Origin of the sequence: Dysgonomonas massiliensis, from assembly GCF_900240225.1 — a bacterium.
Classification (GTDB): domain Bacteria; phylum Bacteroidota; class Bacteroidia; order Bacteroidales; family Dysgonomonadaceae; genus Dysgonomonas; species Dysgonomonas massiliensis.
Genome location: NZ_OEPV01000008.1, coordinates 1 through 21,938, shown reverse-complemented (window position 1 = coordinate 21,938; position 21,938 = coordinate 1). Strand labels below are relative to the sequence as shown.

At 34.0% G+C, this 21,938-nt stretch carries 17 protein-coding genes, 1 tRNA gene and 1 pseudogene; 16 read left to right on the top strand and 3 right to left on the bottom strand.

The genetic code is table 11. The features are described 5' to 3' along the window. Positions 1-24: 24 nt before the first annotated feature. The 12 genes from tamL to C1A06_RS09155 all read left to right on the top strand — a co-directional run bounded on the left by tamL (position 25) and on the right by C1A06_RS09155 (position 11,383). Positions 25-2,418 carry a translocation and assembly module lipoprotein TamL gene (tamL, locus tag C1A06_RS09210; protein WP_101689972.1) on the top strand — a complete coding sequence of 798 codons (2,394 nt, stop codon included), beginning with the start codon at positions 25-27 and terminating at the stop codon, positions 2,416-2,418. A gap of 94 nt (positions 2,419-2,512) precedes the next feature. Then, complete coding sequence (locus C1A06_RS09205; protein ID WP_101689971.1) at positions 2,513-2,965, top strand: DUF4494 domain-containing protein; 453 nt, start codon at positions 2,513-2,515, stop codon at positions 2,963-2,965. Between the two features lie 15 nt (positions 2,966-2,980). Continuing rightward, entirely contained in the window at positions 2,981-3,649 is a 669-nt protein-coding gene (locus C1A06_RS09200) for a YggS family pyridoxal phosphate-dependent enzyme (RefSeq protein ID WP_101689970.1), read from the top strand. 60 nt (positions 3,650-3,709) lie between these two features. After that, complete coding sequence (locus C1A06_RS09195; protein WP_101689969.1) at positions 3,710-4,654, top strand: hydrogen peroxide-inducible genes activator; 945 nt, start codon at positions 3,710-3,712, stop codon at positions 4,652-4,654. Positions 4,655-4,702: 48 nt separating this feature from the next. Beyond that, a tRNA-Ala gene (locus tag C1A06_RS09190) sits at positions 4,703-4,775 on the top strand. A gap of 163 nt (positions 4,776-4,938) precedes the next feature. Then, a complete protein-coding gene (locus C1A06_RS09185; protein ID WP_101689968.1) occupies positions 4,939-6,210 on the top strand; it encodes a site-specific integrase in 1,272 nt (423 codons plus the stop codon). A gap of 21 nt (positions 6,211-6,231) precedes the next feature. Then, positions 6,232-7,029, top strand: coding sequence for a hypothetical protein (locus C1A06_RS09180; RefSeq protein WP_101689967.1), 798 nt, complete (start codon positions 6,232-6,234; stop codon positions 7,027-7,029). A 102-nt stretch (positions 7,030-7,131) separates the two neighbouring features. Beyond that, positions 7,132-7,446 (top strand): DUF3853 family protein, encoded by a 315-nt coding sequence (locus C1A06_RS09175; RefSeq protein ID WP_101689966.1) that lies wholly within the window; start codon positions 7,132-7,134, stop codon positions 7,444-7,446. Between the two features lie 101 nt (positions 7,447-7,547). After that, the gene (locus C1A06_RS09170; RefSeq protein ID WP_101689965.1) at positions 7,548-8,759 is read left to right on the top strand and encodes a VapE domain-containing protein; all 1,212 of its coding nucleotides are present in this window, start codon (positions 7,548-7,550) and stop codon (positions 8,757-8,759) included. A gap of 212 nt (positions 8,760-8,971) precedes the next feature. After that, positions 8,972-9,802 carry a DUF8464 domain-containing protein gene (locus tag C1A06_RS09165; RefSeq protein WP_101689964.1) on the top strand — a complete coding sequence of 277 codons (831 nt, stop codon included), beginning with the start codon at positions 8,972-8,974 and terminating at the stop codon, positions 9,800-9,802. 256 nt (positions 9,803-10,058) lie between these two features. After that, a complete protein-coding gene (locus C1A06_RS09160; RefSeq protein WP_101689963.1) occupies positions 10,059-10,556 on the top strand; it encodes a BfmA/BtgA family mobilization protein in 498 nt (165 codons plus the stop codon). Further along, on the top strand, positions 10,553-11,383 hold the full coding sequence (locus C1A06_RS09155) for a DUF5712 family protein (RefSeq protein ID WP_101689962.1): 831 nt from the start codon (positions 10,553-10,555) through the stop codon (positions 11,381-11,383). The genes C1A06_RS09160 and C1A06_RS09155 overlap by 4 nt, the downstream gene beginning before the upstream one ends. A 128-nt stretch (positions 11,384-11,511) precedes the next feature. Here the strand turns inward: C1A06_RS09155 and C1A06_RS09150 are convergent, their stop codons facing one another. Continuing rightward, positions 11,512-11,919, bottom strand: coding sequence for a hypothetical protein (locus C1A06_RS09150; protein WP_101689961.1), 408 nt, complete (start codon positions 11,917-11,919; stop codon positions 11,512-11,514). A gap of 15 nt (positions 11,920-11,934) precedes the next feature. Then, positions 11,935-12,726, bottom strand: a complete 792-nt coding sequence (locus C1A06_RS09145) for a carboxypeptidase-like regulatory domain-containing protein (RefSeq protein WP_101689960.1) — start codon at positions 12,724-12,726, stop codon at positions 11,935-11,937. Between the two features lie 498 nt (positions 12,727-13,224). On the opposite strand from C1A06_RS09145, the gene C1A06_RS09140 reads away from it, so the two are divergent. From C1A06_RS09140 to C1A06_RS09125, 4 genes are read left to right on the top strand one after another with little or no spacing between them, the layout of a single operon-like run. Further along, a complete protein-coding gene (locus C1A06_RS09140; RefSeq protein WP_245872037.1) occupies positions 13,225-14,379 on the top strand; it encodes a T9SS type A sorting domain-containing protein in 1,155 nt (384 codons plus the stop codon). A gap of 14 nt (positions 14,380-14,393) precedes the next feature. Next, positions 14,394-17,885, top strand: a complete 3,492-nt coding sequence (locus C1A06_RS09135; RefSeq protein WP_101689959.1) for an RHS repeat protein — start codon at positions 14,394-14,396, stop codon at positions 17,883-17,885. Between the two features lie 11 nt (positions 17,886-17,896). After that, positions 17,897-21,202, top strand: a complete 3,306-nt coding sequence (locus C1A06_RS09130; protein ID WP_101689958.1) for a DUF6443 domain-containing protein — start codon at positions 17,897-17,899, stop codon at positions 21,200-21,202. Between the two features lie 15 nt (positions 21,203-21,217). Next, on the top strand, positions 21,218-21,535 hold the full coding sequence (locus tag C1A06_RS09125) for a YbbC/YhhH family protein (RefSeq protein WP_101689957.1): 318 nt from the start codon (positions 21,218-21,220) through the stop codon (positions 21,533-21,535). 305 nt (positions 21,536-21,840) lie between these two features. On the opposite strand, the pseudogene C1A06_RS15400 reads toward C1A06_RS09125, so the two are convergent. Next, positions 21,841-21,938 (bottom strand): annotated as a pseudogene (locus tag C1A06_RS15400) (IS982 family transposase); the annotation flags it as partial.

Genomic DNA, 21,938 nt, shown 5'->3' with positions numbered 1-21,938 from the left:
AATGAGATTTGTTTACAGTCAGCAATGAAGTCAAAAATACGATATATCTCCCTCTTTATAATTTTTGTTTCTGTCGTCATTCTATCTTCGTGTAGTTCTACAAAATTTGTACCCGAAGGCGAATATCTATTGACCGATACAGAAGTTAAAGTAGTTGATGCTAAAGGGTTTTCATCCATGGAAATGGAAAGCTATGTAAAGCAACGACCTAATTTCAAGACATTGATGTTGTTTAAACTGCCTTTGACTATTTATAATTTGTCAGGGCGCGATTCTACACGTTGGATAAATCGTACACTTCGCAATGCTGGTGAACCTCCTGTTATTTTTGATAGTTTGCAAATTGATAATTCGGTAAAAAATATTACTCGAGTTATGAATAATAAAGGATATCTGGATGCAGAAGTAGAACCAAAAGTTACTCTGAAAAAGAAAAAAGCAAAGATCACTTATAATGTATTTGCCAATAAACCATACACAATTGAAGATTACCTGATATCTGTAAATGATTCACTTATAGATACGAAGATTATACCAGATAATAAATTTACGCCGACGAAACGTAATCCTCAAAACCCAGATACGAAAGCAATTTTATCGCGAAATCCAATAATAACTAAAGGTAATAATTTTGACCTGATACGTTTGGATGAAGAACGTAATAGAATAACGAATATATTTCGGAAAGTAGGCTATTATAATTTTGACAAAGAACATGTAGGATTTATTGCGGACACTACTTTAGGAAATAATAAAATAGATTTAGAACTGAAAATATATCCATTTGCAACACGTGGTATTGGCGGTCAAATCGTTGAAGGTAAACATCAAAGATATTATATCAATAAAGTTAGTATTTATGTCGATTTCGATCCTTTAGTAGGTATCGGTGTAGATGATTATCAATCGTCTTCTGTTTATGATGAAGGAGATATACGTATACTTTACGGAAAGAGGGGTAGATATATTTACCCAAATGAGATTATTGAAAACTGCTATATCCTTCCAGGCGAATTATATAATGAAGAAAAAACATCCAGGACATATAGCTCTTTTTCAAAATTATTTATTCTGAAGAATGTAAACATAGCATATGTACCGGTTGTTGAAAACGATTCGACCAAATTGAATTGCATCATAACTTGTGTGCCAGATAAGAAACAAGGAATATCAGCTGAAGTAGAAGGAACAAATTCGGGAGGCTTTCTTGGAGTTGAAAGCAGTTTAGGATATACACATAGAAATGTATTTAAAAGGGCTGAACAATTCAATTTCAAATTACGAGGTGCATATGAAGCACTAACTTCATCTTTTTCTAATTTTGACAATAACTACTTCGAAATAGGTGGAGAAACTTCATTAACCGTACCGCGATTTATTTTTCCATTTCTCAGTCGTAATTTCAAGCGAAATATTCATGCTTCGACAGAGTTTTCGGCATCATATACTTATCAACGACGTCCTGACTATTTCACAAGAACTGTATCATCTGTCGGGATGAAATACATCTGGCAAGGTCAGCGAGCAAACTCAGCTAGGCATACAGTTGAACTGATTGATGTAAACTATATCCATCTACCTGGAAGATTAGGGGCTGCTTTTGACAGTACATTGACTATTAATGCTAGATTATATAGCTTTACCGATCAGTTTATTATGTCATCAGGATATACTTACTCGAAGGCTAATATTACAAATACAACGAAAAAATATGGTACTCCGATCAGTTCTATAAGAACATCAATTGAAACTGCAGGAAATGCCCTTAATTTAATAGCTAAATTAGCTGATATTAAACGTGAAGATGGTTCGAGAAAGATATTTGGGACGAGATATGCTCAATACGTAAGAGGAACTGTTGACTATAGCCAAACATTGCATATTGACGAGAAAAACTCATTTGCATGGCGTGTTGGAGCTGGTGTAGCTTATCCTTATGGCAACTTCAAAGAAATTCCTATTCAAAAACGTTTTTTTGCAGGTGGAGCAAACTCTGTCAGAGGGTGGGGTGTGCGTGAGCTTGGCCCAGGTTCTTTTAAACCGATTAATAAAGATTATAATAATTTCTATTACCACTCTGGAGATATTAGGCTAGATGCAAGTATTGAGTATCGTAGTAAGATATTCTGGGTTCTAGAATTAGCAGCATTTGTCGATGCGGGAAATATATGGACTTTCAGCGAATATGAAAATCAGGAAAAGGGTAATTTCCAATTCGATCGTTTTTATAAAGAGATTGCTTTGGCATGGGGACTTGGTTTACGTTTCGATTTCGATTTTGTGATGATTCGCTTAGATTGTGGATGGAAAGCATATGATCCATCAGAAGCTAAAATGTCGGACAGATGGAAAATCAAAGCACCACAAAAAATAGGAAGTAATACTGCATGGCATATTGCTGTGGGTTATCCATTCTAGAAACACGAAAGAATAATTAATCGAGTTTTTGTCTATCTTTGAATCAAATTTTATCAATAAACAATAAATACAGAATTAAAACTTACGGAAGTATATGAATAATTGGTTTGAATGTAAAGTTACATACGAAAAAACTCTTGAAAATGGTATGCAAAAGAAAGTGACTGAACCATATTTGGTTGATGCGCTATCGTTTACCGAAGCTGAAGCTAGAATTATCGAAGAATTAAAACCATATATATCTGGCGAATTTACCATTGCTGATATTAAAAGAGCCAAGTTCAATGAGCTATTTTTCAACGAAAATGGAGATCGTTATTATAAAGCTAAGGTTTTATTTATTACATTAGATGAAAAAAGCGGTACGGAGAAGAAAACAGCGGCACAAATGTTAGCTCAAGCTAGCGATATAAAAGAAGCTATGGCTATTGTAGAAAAAGGTATGGCCGGAACTATGGCTGATTATGTAATAGCTTCGCTTGCTGAAACAACCATTATGGATGTATTTCCGTATGCTGAAGGAGAAAAAAGACAAGTAGTTTTATAAATTAGAATTAAAATAATGAGTATTGCGGAGAATCTGGATATTATAAAAAAGCAGTTACCAGCTAATGTTAAGTTAGTAGCTGTTTCTAAGTACCATCCGGAAGAAGATATCATGGAAGCTTATAATGCCGGACAAAGAGTGTTTGGCGAAAGTCGTATGCAAGAGCTTGTACCTAAATACAAATCGCTACCAAAAGATATCGAATGGCACTTTATTGGACATCTACAAACAAATAAGGTTAAAGATATTGTGCCCTGCGTACACACTATACATAGTGTAGACAGCCTTAAACTACTCAATCAGATTGAGAGTAGGGCATCTATGATTGAACGTCATATTAATTGTCTGATTGAGGTTCATGTAGCTAAAGAAGATAGCAAATATGGCTTTACAATTGAAAAATGCAAGGAGTTTTTTGCTCAACTTGAATGGAAAAAATGTATATTTGTCAAAATCGTAGGCCTAATGGGTATGGCTACTGATACCGATGACGCAGAGTTGGTAGCTAGTGAGTTTGGCAAATTGAAAGTGTTATTTGATGAAATTAAGGCAGAATATTTTTCAGATAACCCTGACTTTTGTGAATTATCAATGGGAATGTCTCACGATTATAAGATTGCTGTAGAAAAAGGATCTACTATGATTCGTTTAGGTACATCAATTTTTGGAGAACGTGCATATTAGATTGAAAGACCAATTGAATATTAAAATATATAACAGACAAACACAATACAATTTTAGAATATGAATATACAGCAACTTGAGTACATTATAGCTGTTGATAATCATCGACATTTTGCTAAAGCTGCAGAAGCTTCATTTGTAACACAACCTACACTAAGTATGATGATACAAAAATTGGAGGATGAACTGAATGTCAAGATTTTCGACAGAAGTCAACTTCCGGTACAACCGACTCCAATAGGGGTCCATATCATTAATCAAGCACGTGTCATCGTCTCTCAAGTTAAGCAGATCAAAGAAATCATACAAGAAGAGAAGGGGATTGTTCAAGGGGTTTTTAAATTAGGCATTATACCTACTGTAGCTCCGTATCTGCTTCCTAAATTAATGGTAAAGCATGATGAGAATAGCTATGATATATCGTTGATCATAGAGGAAATGACAACAGGGCAAATAATAGAACGTTTGTTGGCTGGGACTCTTGATGGCGCTATAGTTGCTACACCGTTGAAAAATGATAAAATAAGAGAGTTTCCGGTTTATTACGAAAAATTCTATGCATATGTTTCGCCTAAAGAAACATCCCTTTATGCAAAGAAAGAATTAGAAGAAGACGATTTAAATATCAACAGACTTTGGCTATTAGAAGAAGCTCACTGTTTCCGTAGTCAGATACTAAAAATATGCAATACGCGCAGACGTAAGAATACACATTCTTTGTTCTCGTATGAGGCTGGAAGTATTGACACATTGATAAATATAGTTGATAGCAATAGCGGTTTGACTATTATTCCGGAGATGGCTATTGAGCATTTAAGTGAGGCTCAAAAGAAGAATATCAGACCATTTAAGAATGTAACTCCGGTCCGTGAAATAAGCCTTGTAACTCGTAGAGATTATCTGAGAGAAAGAATATTGAATATCATCACGACAGAAATTCAAGATGTAGTACCAAAAGAGTATTTGGATCCTGAACGTAAAAAGTCTGTTTTAGGTATTGATTAATAACATTTAAATTGGAATAATTTTGTGTAGTCTTATACAAAATTATATGGGGTATTAGCTCATCTGGTAGAGCGCAACGCTGGCAGTGTTGAGGTGATCGGTTCGAGTCCGATATGCTCCACTTTTTAGATTTCATATAATATGGTCAAAACACAAAAGGCTTATAAATCAATGGAATAGTTGGTTTATAGGTCTTTTTTGGTTTAGTTCAGTTTGTTTGATATTGTGAAATGTGTTACATATATTTGTAGATATGTAGCATTGGAAACAAAAAATGTAGCAAGATGGAAATTAACCGAATTGTATCTACTTTCATTCAGAAGCAGTACTCTAATAACGATGAATACACAATCAGAATATCTATTCGTTGGAAATTGCCCAATGAAAAGAAAAATCAATGTGTGGCAATTAATGTTGGTCATACTATATCGTCAGAGAAATGGGATAGTGAATTATCAAGAGTAAAGAAAAGTGCAAAGAATAAAAAGTACATATCCTATTTTGAGATAAATAAAGAAATCCAACGTAAGGAAGAAGTTATTGATACAGCCTTTAAAAAGTTTGAATTTAAAAGAAGAGTTCCTTCTCAAAAAGAACTTCGAGATACAATAAACCATCTACTAGGTAAGAATGTTGGGAAGCCACGAGAGCTAATTACAGTACAAGAAGCTTTCAGTGCATACATTCTCGATTTATCTAATATGAAAACACTTTCCTTGTCGACATATGCCAAACTAAAGTCTATACGAAATATATTGAGTGAATTTGATTCAGATTTACGATTAGATGAAATGACAAAATCTAAGCTTGATGATTATATAATGTATTTAGTGACCAATAGGGGCCAACAGAATACAACAGTAAAAAAACACATGTCAATTATTCGTACATTCTTAAAATATTGTGAAGATAGAAGATTGATAGATACAGACTGGAAAACACACAGAATTGAATTAAAAGTTGTGTCAGGGAAGAATGTTGTATTTCTTGACATGAATGAATTTAACCGAATTTATGAATTGGAATTTCCGGAAGACAAAAGGTATTTAGAAAGAACGAGAGATATATTTTGTTTTCAATGTCTGACTTCTTTGCGTTATTCAGATGTATCGCAATTAGTAAAAAAAGATGTATCAGAAAATTATGTGAATGTAGTAACAGAGAAGACCGATCAAGTGTTACAAATTCCCTTAAGCCAAAAAGCTTTATTAATTCTTGAAAGATATAAAGATTTTGATAGAGTAAAAGCTCTACCGGTTATCAGTAATCAGAAAATGAATGATTATATCAAAGAGATTTGTTATTTAGCTGAAATCAATCAAGATATAACTAAGACTTATTTCAAAGGTAAAGAAAGAATTACCAAAACATTTAAAAAATATGATTTAATCTGCACTCATACAGCTAGAAGAACATTCATCTGCATTGCCCTCGCAAATGGAGTGACACCCGAAACGGTAATGCGTATTACAGGGCATACAGATTATAAATCAATGCAACCATACATAGATGTAACAGACAAGGCTAAAATTGAAGCAGTAAGTATTTTTGATTAACAATATAAAACAATTATTATTATGGGAAACAATTTAATGAAGTACATATTGCGCATTTCAAAAAATGGAGATTTTAGAAATATTGATTGGAACATTTTAGATAGGCTAATTACACAAGGTCTGAAACGAGAGCCTAGATTTGTATTTTCTTCTTTAAGTTTTATATCTATGTTGGTTTCGGCTAAAATGTGTTGGGTATCTCATGAAAATGGAGAAATATCTAATCTAGATTATTTTCTGCTAGTATTGTATTACTTCTTCTTTCTTGGTAGTGTAGCTTTATTTGTCTATTCTAGGACTAATCGTTTCAAGTTAGGCGCATTAGGAATAAAGTTAGGGTATTTTTTTGATGATGCAATATTGAAAATAATAAACAAAATTACACCTAATACAATATTCATAAAATGTAATTCAAATGATAGAAACTCGTTGAGTGAAGTTGATTTTAGAAAATTTATCTTGATCAAATTCAGAAATGATATTGATATAGATCAAGTATGTGTAATTTTACTTAAAGAAAGTAAAATTGCGCAAGAAGATATATGTAAACTTCGTTATTTTTTTCAAGGTATAACTCCATTCTCTAAGATAAAAATAACTAGCAGAGCCTCGAGAAATAATGTTATTACTTATAGATGGCTATTTGATTTATTGAATGAATATATTGAAGGAGGAATTTTAACAACATTAGGAAGCCGAAGAGAACAATTATTGCTTTTAATTCATAATAACTTTATGAAAGGAGAAGAGCCATTTATCCATAAGAATCTGGAAAGTCGTTATTGTGACTGGCGAAAGCCCATATTAAAGGCGAACTAGGTTTTTTTCGCATTTAATATTACATTATAACAATGTATTAGAGTTTTTTTTATATTGTTTTGTAGTTCCTGAAATTAATATCATTATTAAATAATTTGAATTATGGAACTACAACAATTACAGCAAAAACGGGCAATTGACCTAACAGCTGGTGAATTAGCCAAAGTATTAGCCTCTGAATTATCTGTAACACAAAATTTATCCAAGGAATCTTCTAGTTATTCTTTTAAGGGGATTAAAGGAATAATGGAAATATTCCAGTGCTCTAAATCTAAGGCAATGGGAATTCGTACTAGTGGTGTCATTGATGAAGCATGCATTCAGAACGGAAATTCATTTCTTATTGATAGAGATTTAGCTCTAGCTCTTATGCGAGATAAGACAAGCTATAAGACTTATAAAAGACAAAAAGCATAAGGTCGGCTAACCATATGCTTTTATTATTTCAAATCAATTTACTACAAACTGATTATGTATATGCTACGCGCAAATATACATAGAAATATCTATGTAACAACATGAATGACAAGTTAAAATTATACGAAACCAATAAATTAGAAGGTGACAGTAAAAAGACTGTATATCAGGTGATAAATAATTATATCCAAGACCACTTCACCATTCGATTTAACGAAATTTCGCTGACTTATGAAATTGCACAAAAGAAAGACTTCGAATTTGAAATCCTTAATGAATCAACTCTACTTATATCTATGGTAAATAATGGGATATCAGTGTCCAATCAAACATTAAAAACATATATGAAAAGCGATTATATAATATCTCACAATCCGATTAAAACATATTTTGAGAATTTACCAAAATGGGACGGAATAGATTATATTTCACAATATGCAAGTTACGTGAATACAGATGACAATATACTGTTCGCCTACCATCTAAAGAAATGGTGTGTCAGAGCTGTTTTATCTGTTTTTTATACAGATAAAATCAATAAACATTGTATTGTTTTAGCTAATGGAGCACAACATGCAGGTAAATCAACCTATCTAAACTATTTAATCCCTGACGAATTAAAATCCTATTCTTCGGAAAATATAGGGATAGATAAAGATAGCCGAATAAAACTCTGCAAAACCTTTATTATCAATTTAGAAGAACTCGAAATTATGGGTAAAGATGTCAATTCAATCAAAGCTTTTTTATCGCAAACTTGGGTGAATGAACGACTTCCTTATGCAGACAAGTCAACAAATATCCCTAGAATTTGCAGCTTTGTAGGAAGTACCAATAGAGTAGAATTTTTGAATGATGACACAGGCTCTGTCAGATGGATTATATTCAATGTGATAGGTAAACTAAATTTTAGATATAGCCAAGAGTTTAATATTAACAACTTATGGGCACAAGCCTATTATTTAGCATTTGAAGATAAAACTTTTAAGCCTGATCTGACTGATGATGACGTAAAAGTCAATGAAAAAAGAAATGAAGCTTATACTGTACAAACAGTAGAAAGGGAACTTATACCAACATATTATGAGCCAAGTCTTGATATTGCAGACTTTAGGACACCGACAGAAATAGTTGAAGAGTTGCGAGTATTAGGACATCGGTTAAATAATCAACGAATAGGCAGTGCTTTATCCCGATATGGTTTTTCGAGGATTAAACATGGAAAACGACAAGTGTATGGATATTTAGCAAAACCATTATTCAAAGATTCTCCTTTGGATTTGAAAATAGCTTACCAAGTTACCAAACAATAAATATATTATTGAGTAATAGTATTTTATTACAGGTAGGTAACTATCTATTTCTATTTACCTAAGCTTACCTAAAGTACTAAAAAAGCAGGTAGAGGTAAGTTTAGGTAATCCAGTAAAAATAAGATAAAACACAGATAATAAGCGAATAGGTAAGCAGGTAGGCTAAAATTGAATTCCGAGGAAATAATATTATTCAATGAAAAGAAAAAACAATGACATTAGATAAAATAAAAAAGCTAAGTATTGCATCCTATCTGCAATCCATAGGCTGTGAAATCAAAAACGACAGAGGCTATTATGGTATGTATCTTTCACCCTATCGAGAGGATGTACAACCCAGTTTAAAAGTAGACTTTAATAAAAACCTCTGGACTGATTTTGGAAGCCAGAACGGTGGATCAATTATCGATCTGGTAATGAAAGTGGAGAACTGTTCGTTCAGTGAAGCCGTTGAACGATTAAAAACCCAAGAGCACCAGATCGCTTCTTTTTCTTTTCACCGAAATGCCCTCTGTAAAGAATCAATAATTCTAATTCGAAAAATCAAGAAGCTGGAAAACAAGGCATTGCTGCAATATCTGGACAGTCGGAGAATAAATCGCTCAATAGCCACGCAATACTGCAAAGAAGTATATTATACTGTAAACGGTAAACTATACTTTGCAGTCGGTTTCAAAAACGATTCCGGAGGTTTTGAGCTGCGAAGTAAATACTTCAAAGGATGTACAGCTAAAGACATCACATCGCTCCGAAAATCCGCCGACACACTTATTGTCTTTGAAGGTTTCATGGACTACCTGTCACTGATTACACTAAAGCCTACTTGCCAATATTATGATGCAGTCATCCTTAATAGCCTGAGCATGCTTGACAGGCTAAAAGAGATTATCCAGACATACTCTCAGGTAAGGCTGTATCTGGATAATGATATGGCAGGTGACACTTCAACAAGCAGGATACTAAGTTGCTCAGCTCATGTTACAGATTGTCGTGATCTCTACAAAAGCTTTAAAGACTATAACGACTACCTGATTGCAACTTAATATTCCCGCATTACCTTTTCATGAAGTTCGTGATTCTTTTCCAAAAGCTGTAGCTTTTAGTATTGACTTCATCGAAAAGGCAATAAGCAAGAGGAAACGGGGCAAAGCCCTGTTTTACCTCTTGACCTACGGTGCTTATCGCTGTAATACAGCGAGTTATAATTTACCCCTTTTATAAGGGAATTATAACACTGAAATTATCAATCTGTTTTACAGATACTTAAATACGATATTGTTATAATAAGCGTTATAAAACATGAAAAAGAATACAACAGTAGCCATATCCTGCAAGCACGATCAAATACTTACACAGCTATGCTTGCAGGCTGATGTCAGCAAGAAAGAATACCTCGAAAAAGGCATGGAATACTTCCAACGCTTCGGAATCAATCCTGCTGAATTTGAATCGCCAAGCGATGAGATCAAGAAGCTGATAAAAAAACTGGATCAGGTAATTGCTTTTATCCGTAAGCAGGAAACAGATATACTTAAGCCTGCCTGTATGATTATCCAGAACAACGGCATGCAGCTATCACAGCAAATCAGCAGATTGGATAATCTGATAGACAATAAATCTATCAAAGACGAAACGAAACTAATAATCAGCAACTACAAAGCATATACAGCTGCATTAATCAAAAGTATAGACCAGGCTAAGGAACAGGAAAAGCAAGCAATTCTGATGCTTGCACAGGCTATCGAGCATAAGGATAAGACAGGATTAGGCGATCGTATAAAGAGACTGCTCGAATGAATGTCAAGATACAGGGAGGAGACGAGGTATATTCCAATACAGGCTCATGCTACAATGTTGTTTGCTATCTGGAACACGAAGACTATTTGCATATGTTGGATGGGGAGCATATTGAACCCTTTTTCTCGCAAGACAAGGATGATCTGAGAAAGAAATACTTTGTCCCTGAGATGGACAATAACAAAGCAAAGCTTTGCAGAAAAGATGCTAAGTTCTATGTACTGACAGTATCTCCCTCACAGCAGGAGATAGAACATATGGGAACTAGCCAGTTTGAACGCTCCGAAGCTTTTAAACGATTTATCAGGGAACAAATCATTTCTGTCTATGCCAAAGGTTTCGGAAAAGATCTGACAGCTGATGATATTCTTTATTTTGCGAAGATTCATCATTCCCGAAAATCGGGTACAGACCGACAGATGCACGCTCATATTGTAGTCAGCCGTAAAACGAAAGACAACCGAATAAAAATATCGCCTCGCACCAATCACCGTAAGGGGCAAAACTCAGGAGCCGTAAAATCGGGTTTTGACAGAACTCAATTTTATCAGAAGGTAGAAGAAGTTTTCGATCAATTCTTTTCATACAGCCGTCAGCTGACAGAGAAGTTTGCCTATCTGAATACAGTCAAAAACAATACCATCGAAGAACTTGAAAATTACCTGAAAAGTGAATTTTCGGATTCAGAGCCTATTCAGGAGCATAAACAACAGAAGCAAGAGCAACATGAAGTAATAGGACTTCATAAACAGGCTATTAATCAGACTACCGAAATGAAGAAAGAACAGCCGAAAGGGAGAAAAAGATCAAAAAGGATAAGGCTGTAAATAGATAACCAACTAACAAACAGAATCATGGTATATTAATTTGTTAGTTGGTTATTCCATTATCTTGTTAAGTTATGAAGCTATTAGCTTATTAAACTATTAATCTAACAATCCTGTAACTTAATAACCTAACAACAAGAGGTATCACTCTCCAGATAAGCAAACTTATCCAGGTAGTATTCTAATTTCCAATTGCTGTAATTCCAGCAGTAATCATAGAAGTAAGTCTTAATTACATTCAGCTCCTGATGTTTCAAGCCAAGCGATTCATCATTAAAGACGGCTTCCTGCTCTTCATCCAGCTTAAGTGCTTTATCAGCTATCATTGAATTTACAAAGTCGGACACAGGCGGTGTCAATCCGTCACGTTGCAAGTCAAAGCAGATCTGTTCAAAGAGGTTTAGATCTGCAAGATCCCCCGATAAGAAATTCGCTTCGGGAACAGTTGCTCCGATTACTATAATTTCATGAACCAATTCCTGAGTGACGGATGCCAGCAGCTCTTCCAGTCTTGTGTGTATATCTTTTACCATCATATTGTGTTTTAAGGGTTATTTCTTTTCAAAACGGAATACATAATAAGGCTCATTCTTAGATGCCAGATAATGCTTACCGGTATCAAATAAATATACATAATCGACATCGTATTCCGCAGTAAAACAATGAATAGTTATCAACGTTGATACTTTTTCAGCCTTTGTCTTTACTCTTTCATTCACACCGACAGAACCGGGTAACATCAGCATCGTTTCGCTGAAAAATCCCATCAGGCCATCTGCACCGACTTTACCCAGATAGTGAGGTCGTTTGTTGTAATGGAGTATTGCCACATCGGCAAGAGATGATAAACGAATAACTGTAGTTGAATCCTGATTGGCCTGATAGAACTTTGTTGTTCCTCGAACTTTATCTCCCAGTTTGGGAGTAGCTTGTCGTACAAGAGGAATATAATCATCCAGTTCTTTAGAGAATAGATAACTTCCTTTCTCGGTCGGTAGTTTCAGCAGCTCTTTTTGCTCCAATGGATAATCCTGTTTCTCAGAGATAGATAGTTCCTGAATAGCATCCCGATAACCTTCTTTGTGAAAATTAAGAACAAAATTACCGGGTGTGTAATCGATTGAAAACTGTCCTTGTTTGTTGGTTGTAGTTTTGTAGTCACTTCCTTGAATGGCAACTTCGACTCCTTCAATCGGCTTACCGAAGTTATCATAGACTTTGCCGTTGATGGTTTTATTGCACGATGTGAATATTATCAGACTGATAACAGATAGGAAAAGACAGAGTTTTTTTGTTTTCACTGCAGCAATCCTGCTAAGTGTTGCTTTGGGATTTTCTTTCATATTCTTTGTATTAATGGTTAGTATATTCCTATTTCACAATAGCTTCACTGAACCACAAATAAGAAGGCATGGAACTCGCCAAGTCCGAAACGGAGGTACTGGAATACCCAAGAAACGAAACAAGGCAAGCCCATGCCCCTATAATGAGCACGAGCATTGCACAGGTCTCCTCGTTTCTTAGTTAAATTTCCAGTTTTACCGTTTCGAGGTTTATGTGAACGCTAATGTTATATCTTAATATGCGACGCTTCGCATCATATTTCCTAAAACAAAGATAAACAAAGTAATTGAGAATTATAAATCTTATGTTAGCTACATCATACTTTAGCAAAGCATTATTTGCATATATCTTTTGAAGGAACTTTCTGTATGTTATTTAGCATAATTAATAAATGTGATTGTATTAAAATTATTGTTAATTTAACAAGTCGGAATACTACTTGACCTAAAGGAATCAATCATATAAAAAATACACAATAACCTTAATCTAACTTATCTATGAAAAAACTGCTATTTCTGCTAGCGATTAGCATTGGGTATTGTACGCATATCTATGGCCAGCTTACCACGGAGCACAATGCCATCCGGAAAGGTGATGAACTGATCAAGTATCAAGTCGATTACAAAGATCCAGGAGAAAGTGGAACTAAAATTATCTGGGACTTTAGTAACTTAAAAACTATCAACGAAGAATACATAGTTGTTTATTCAGAAGCTCCGTTTGTCGGAGATAGCGTTTATGTCTTAGGTTATCATGAGTTTTCAAAAAAAGACAATAGTATCAAAGCGGAGAATCTGCTTGTAGCCACGGAGCATAACACGATGTATTATTACATGCAACGCAATGATTCTTTGCTGTTGCTAGGACATGAAAATCCGGTAGTCAAACTTCAATACAAAGAACCTTATGTGATGTCTGTATATCCTATAAACTTCGGGAAGACAGTCTACTCATCCTATTCTACGCAAGGTAAATATTCTGGGACAGAACCTATTGCTACGAATGGAGAGGTAGAAACTATAGCCGATGCTTTTGGTACGATGATACTACCAGATGGTGATACCATCAGTCCTGTATTACGTGTTAAAACAAGCCAGACCATTATAGATCAGATCAAAAATGAAAATATGGAAACTGTAACCGACCAGAAAATACTGGAGACTTACCGCTGGTATACCAAAGGCTATCGTTATCCAATCTTCGAAACTGTACGCAATATAAACTTGGCAGATAGTACAATGTTATTTGGAACATGTTTCTTCTTTCCTCCTCAAGATCACTATTATCTGGAGACTGATCCCGAAAATCAAAAGTTATTGAATGAACTATGGGATGTGAAAGATGAACAAATAACACAAGCAGATACAAAAGAAAACGAGCTTCCTAAACTGGAAGATTACATTACCTACAAAATCTATCCAAATCCTGTGGATACTGAACTAAACATTGCCTATACAATGAAAGAAGACGCTACAGTCAATTTTGAGCTATATTATATAAATGGAAATCTGGTTAAAAAAATTGTAAAAACAAATCAACAGATAGGCGATCATTCCGAAACGATCAACTGTTCAGGCTTAATGCAAGGCAGTTATGCACTTCGTATTACTATAAATAATACATTCGAAAATCAGGCAATAATAAAAAGATAAACTTCTAATAAATTATGAATAAATTCAAACTCATAGTAGTAATAATATTACTTTGTATATTTAATTCAATAGATAGTCTAGCTATATCTGATGAAAATGATAATAATTTTAGACCAGTAGATAGTGCACCTAAGGTTTTACCGCCATCCCCTGAAGCTTTTAAATTTTCGTTATATGGAAATATCCCACTTGATAATGCAAACGGCTCTTTCAACTATTCATTACCGATCTATACGGTAAAATCTAATGATATAATTATTCCTATATCACTAAATTATAATTCTAATGGCGTTAGAATTGATGCTCTTACACCCAATGTAGGTATAGATTGGAATCTTGCAACAGGTGGTGTAATAACACGAACCGTTAAAAGTGCTCCTGATGATTTGAAAACAAGATGGTATATGAAAAAAGGAGAGGTAAATGATCCTTTGCTTATTGAAGCTGCAAATAAAGGAAGACATGAATTTTGCCCCAGAACGATTGAGATAGATACTGAACACGATATTTTTAATTTCAACATAAATGGACTTGTTGGCAAATTTTATTTTGATGAAAATTTGAAAATTTATGTAAGCTGCGATGAAGCAGTTCGAATAGAGAGCATATCAAAGGATGGTGCATTTAATGAGTTTATTATAATTGATACAAAAGGATATAAATATTTTTTTGGAGGAAGTTCAGAATATATCGAGCAAACTAAAACATTTAATATAGATAAATCAATATCATATCATTCTAAAGGAGCATCCATATCAGAAAATAAAATGATGGATAATGTGTATAATGAATATTATAATTCGGCTTGGTATCTTAAAGAAATTGTTTCACCTAATAATAACAAAGTGAGATTCGAATATCAGCCGAATACATTCTCTTATCCTATCTCAACATTTCATAATATAAGTTATCCCCAAAAAAAAATCTATGAAAAACGTCCATCATTGTCAGGTGAAAACGCATTTGATCTCTTACTAAAATGGGGTGAAACTTTATCTTATGGGTATATCTACAACACTATAAAGTCTAGGGTATTAGCTGATATATGGTTTAATAAAGGGAATGTACATTTTGATTATAGTAGCGATCGGCTAGATGATGGTGGTGTATTATTGAAAAATATAAGTATTTATAATACAAACGAAAAAGGAGATAAAAAAAGCCTTTATTGTAGCTTCGCTTTAGAACAAGAAATTGTAGAAAGTAGGGATACTCCAACATTAAAATATGCTTTCCAGTTAATGGAAGGAGAAAAATACAATATACAAAATTTGAGATATCGATATTTTTTGAAAAGTATAGAAAAAAGAAATTCGATTGGCTCTTCCATAGATAAATATGAATTTGAGTATTATGATATTAAAAATTTACCTTATAGACTTTCTTATAATCAAGATAAGTTTGGTTATATGAATTCTGCATCCAGCAACAATACTCCATTTAGTAAAGATTTGTTAGAAAATTCAACACTATATAATCTGTTTAAGAATGCTAATGGACTAAATTCAGACACATATTTTCTAAATACCAAAGATTTATTTAAAGCGGATAGGGAAGTATCTTCATCTAAAACATATACAGGGATGCTAAAAAAAATATTCTATCCAACAGGTGGTTATACAGAAGTAACATACGAAGGCAATTCCACTAGTGTGAAAAACAATAAAAGAGTCTTTAATTACAGAAATTTTGAAATAAGAAAAGATCCCGAAGCTTTATATGGAGAGACAACTACTTTTGAGTTTGTAGCTAATGATTCTGATAGTCTTATCTTAAATGTGTTAACATATGCTAGTTTTGATACACCATCCTCTGAAATAGAACAGCCTGCAGGGATTAGTGATTTAAATATTCGAGTTCAAAACTTAACCAACAGAAAAGTTATATATGATGCTCTCTATCCAATTAGTCGGAAGAATATAACTTATCCAGAGAAAATATTCGAATTAGAACAAGGGAATAAGTATTCTATTATTATGTATACTCAATCAGAAAGAAAAGATGCTTCAGCGAGAGTATCAATAAAGTATAATCCTCATATTGAATCAGAAGAAAAACTTGAATTTGCAGGAGGAGTGAGAGTTAAAGATATCACAGATTACACAGAAAGTAAGATATCTAACAAACGAAAATTCATATATAATACTATCGAAAATAGGTCTTTACAGAAAACATCATTGATCGCTCTCAGAGAACCTGTTTATTTTAGTGCATCTCGATATTTTCATGTAACGTTGGGGATAACTAGTTTCCCTCAGTATGAGGGGGATATATTGCCGGTATATACGATTAGTTCATCACCTCTAAACAATATGTATATTGGTAGTCAAAGGCAAGAGCCATATTATACAAGCATCACAGAAATACTGGAAACTAATGGAATAAATAATGGAGCAATTACTCGAAAATATTTTAAAATCGAGGATAGTCCAGGGCGTATAATATGTGGATATATAAATAATAATATACAACCTTATTCAAATTCAGCCGAGGCATATTATGGATTAAAAAACGAAGAAGTTGTTTATAAATATTTGGCAGATAATTCCACTTATACTCCTATACAAAAAAAAGAATATAGATATGCAATTTTAAGAGAAGACTCTCTTTTGAGCCATCTTATATCTGATACAGATTCAAGACTTTTAGATGATCCAAGTACGAGTAAATTTCCTAAAAAAGCGGATAATATAACTGTATATAGGTATGAAAACTACATTAAATTGGTAAAGAAATCTGAAATTATCACAACTGATCTTATTTCGAAGAATGACAGTACTCAATCAATTACTAGTTTCAATTATGACAATGGTCCTTATTATAATTTAATCCAAGAGTCAATAAGTCATACCCAAAATAGCAAACTTATAAAGGCATATAAGTACCCTTATAATTTTGAGGACAAAATATATAAAGATATGTTAGATAAAAACATGATATCTTCAATAATAATACATTCTATAACCAATAATAATAGTAATAAACTATTGAAATATGAATATGTTAATGATAATAACAAAATCTCATTAAAGAGTGTAAAGAGTTCTTATTCTGGTGATAATAATTACATAACTGATATATTTTTTGATAAATATGACGAAAGAGGCAATATATTGAAATACACAGATAAAAATCAGTTATCAACTATATATCTATGGTCCTACGGAAGTCAATATCCTATCGTAGAGATAAAGAATGCGACCTATGATCAGGTATCGACAGCAGTCAGTGGTGTATTTGGTATCAGTATAGAAGCCTTATCACAAAAGGATTATACAGATACAGAACTACTCTCAAAATTTAAACTACTACGTGAACATACCTCTCTCAAGAATGCAATGGTAACCGGCTATACCTATAAACCTTTAGTTGGTATAACCTCTATGACCGACCCGTCAGGAAAAACCATGTATTACGATTATGATGAATTCAATCGTCTAAAAGAAACAAAGGATACAGATCAGAAAATTGTTGAATCTTATGAATATAACTATAGGAATAAGTAAAGATTATCACTATGAGAAAACTATATATAATAATATCGCTTCTATTGTTTATCGCTATCTGTAGCTATGGTCAGTCGAAAGATCAGAACTATATTCGTACTCGTACCTATATGAGTACAGATACAACGAAACGCATGGATCAGGTCCAATACTTCGATGGCTTAGGACGACCGAATCAAACAGTTCAGGTTGGAATTACACCCGGTAAAAAAGATCTTGCAATCATGCAGGAATACGATGAGTTTGGCAGAGAATCCAATGTCTGGCTTCCGGGGTATGGGGTAGGTAATGGAGTATATACAGATCCAGTCTCAGTAAAAACAAATGCTAAAACACAAAATGCAGGAGATCAGTCACCATTCTCTAAACCTGTATATGAGGCGTCGCCATTAAATCGTGTACTGGAACAATACGGTCCGGGACAGAACTGGCACAATAATGGGAAATCTGTCAAAACTGGATATTTAACCAATAAAGCAAAATCGACACTATCATTAGCCGTAGCGGACTCCTTAGTTTGTGCTCTAATTCAGCACTCGGGAACATTAACCTTTAGCTATACGAAGAACTATGCAGCAGGAGAGCTGTATGTAACCAGAATGAAAGATGAAAACGATAATACTTCGTATGAATTTAAAGATAAACTGGGACAGGTCGTTCTTACTAGGCAGATTAACGGATCGCAATTGTTGGATACTTATTATGTATATGATGATTTCGGTAATCTTGCTGCCGTTTTTCCTCCTATGGCCAGCGATCTGATATATAATGATAAGTCTCAGCTGAACATGAATAGTAATGCAAGGATTAATTATGCATATTTGTATAAATACGATAATCGTAATCGCTGTATCTATAAAAAACTACCAGGAGCAGATCCTATTTATTATGTATATGACAAGGCAGATCAACTTATATTCAGCCAAGATGGGGAGCAAAGAACTCGAAAAACGGGAACTAAGTCGGAATGGACATTTAATAAATACGATGCTTTTGGACGATTGATTATTTCAGGTATATACAAAACAGATATTAGCCATGCAAATCTGCAAGCAAAATATAAAGATGTTGTATTTAAGGAAGAGGCAGGTGCTGGTTCGTATGGCTACTCATGGAATACACTTAAAACAACAGATTTAGAAAATGCAAACTCAGATGTATTACTTGTAAATTATTATGATGATGTAAATAATCTTTTAAATTTAGGAACACATACCAATTATAAAGAGTTATTAGCATATAATACCGAGTCGGGTTATGGGGTTCAGCATACAAATTCTAAGGGCTTACTTGTAGCCACGAGAGTAAAGAATATTGATTCGAATGGTAAAAGCGAGAATACAAGAAAAGGTGAGATAGCTACTGCTATGTATTACGACAATCGTGGACGTGTGATTCAGACCAAATCGACCAATCACTTAGGGGGAGTTGACAAGGAGTACATCGCTTACGACTTCGTTGGTAATCCAACGCAAATGAAAACAGTACATTCGGCAACAGGTAAGACTACCCAGACCGAAATATACAAATACACTTACGACCATGCAGGCAGATTGTTGACTACAACCCATCAGTTAAATAGTGGAACTGTAACCATATTAGCAAAAAACGAATATGATGAATTGGGACGCTTGAAATCGAACCAAAAACATACTCATGCTAATTTGAAGACAAATTATTCGTATAATGTACGATCGTGGACTAAGTCGATCAGTAGCCCTTTGTTCAATCAGACGTTGTATTATAATGATAAGGTAGCTACTCATAGCTATTCGGATTATGTGCCACAATATAATGGTAATATATCGGGTATGGAATGGCAAGTTCAAGGCGAAAGCAAAAGAAGTAACCGTTTTAAATACGATGCTCTCTCGCGTTTGACACACTCTGCATACAATGGGGTAATATCAGGAGGCTCATTCAATACATCATATAACTATGATAAACATGGTAATATTACATCATTTGTACAAAGAGGATTAACAAGTACCAACAATTATACTGATGTTGACAATCTACTTCTCAGTTATAACGGGAACCAACTTAAGAATATTCATAACCAAGGCAAGGGTTCTGTCATTGCTGAAAATGAACACTTCCAAGATTATTCCAAAGATGCAACCAAGACAAAAGTCGAATACACCTACAACAGCAACGGAGCAATGACCAAAGATTTAAACAAAGGAATTAGTAGTATTAAATATAATTCCTTAAATTTACCTCAGTCTATAGCGATAGATGGCAAGGGTAGCATTGAGTACTTGTATTCAGCATCAGGTCAGAAATTACAAACAATACATAAAACAGTTGTAGAAACACGCAATTCCCCTGTAAATTCGGTAGTAGCTTATAATGCGGTCAACAATGATCCTAAAACGACAGACTATGTAGGCAATAAGATCTACGAAGACGGTTTTTTGAAACGTATTTTGGTAGATGGTGGTTACTACGATGCAATGGTTAAGAAATATTATTTCTATCTGACGGATCATTTGGGTAATAATAGGGTTGTAGCCGATCAGAGTGGGATAGCTATACAAAAAACGCATTATTATCCTTTCGGCTCAGCATTTGCAGGGAGTGAGAATCAAGGAGAACAACCCTACAAATACAATGGCAAGGAGCTTGACAAGATGCACGGCCTGAATATGTACGATTATTCGGCACGTCACTACGATGCTGCTATTGGCAGGTTTACGACGATAGATCCACTGGCGGAAAAGTATTACTCAATTAGCCCGTATGTGTACTGTCTAAATAACCCTCTTAGGTGGATAGATAAAGATGGAAGAGATCCTGGAGATCCATTTAAGACACCAGAAGCAGCAGCTAAAGACTTTGCTAAATACTATAATGGAACGTCGATTGTTAGGAATAGAGAATTTGCATCTGTTATTTATAGTACGAAATCAGAAAATGGAGAGAAAATATATTCGTACAATGTTGCTAATATTGGTTGGCGAACTAAGGCTGAAGTTCCTTCTAATGATATTCCAGAAAGTACTAGTTTAGAAGGGATCGTGCATTCTCATGGTGAATTTGATGCATTCTATGATACCGAAAATTTCTCACGGACAGATAAAGATGCTTCAAAAGCCTTAGAGGTTGATAATTATTTAGTAACCCCAACAGGAAAATTAAAAAAATGGGATGTAAACAGAAAAGTTCCAGAGGAAATTGAGAATACAGAGGATCTACCTAGTGATCCTAAATCTCCAGTGAAAGAGCGAAAAGGTAAGCATGATGCTAAAAACACAAATCCGAAATATAATGATCCTTGGGGAGTTGATAAATATGATAAGATAGAAGATAAATAAAGTTAAAAAAGTTTTATGAAAAATATTATAAAAATAATTTTATTAATAGTACTATTTACATCTTGTAAGAGTTATAATTCTAGTCATTATCCTCCAAATGGATTTGTCCCTAATGAGAGTACGGCTGAGAAAATTGCTGAAGCTGTTTGGTTGCCAATTTTTGGGAAAGATATATATATGCAGAAGCCCTATCGAGTGAAACTTGAAAAAGGTGTATGGATTGTAGAAGGAACTTTAGAATCTAATCCAGGAAAAATAGTCGTTGGAGGGACTGCATATATTGAAATCAATCAAAAAGATGCAAGAATAATGAAAGTTTCGCATGGCCTATAATGTAGAACCTTAATAAACGTGAGTATTTTATACAATATGTCTGTTAAAGCAACATATTAATGTAGAATTAGGCTTTTACCATCTCTTTATCATATGATGCGTTTGCACCCTCTCCGATAAGGTAATCTACGGACACATCAAATACAGCGATGTTTTTAGAGCAATTTTATCTATATTGTTTTATGGATAAGGCTTTCGTAGAATATAAGGATGCGATTCGGGAAATGATGAAAAGTTGTACACAAGTGTTACTTTTTAGCTTCAACTTTCTTAACCTAACGTGAGTTCGATATAAGAAAATGATTTTAGAAGATAGTCAATTGGCTATCTTCTATTATATCTACCCTAATCGAAGGCTTTTTCGGTAAGAAACTATATGCTAATAATCCGGCAATCAGATTGG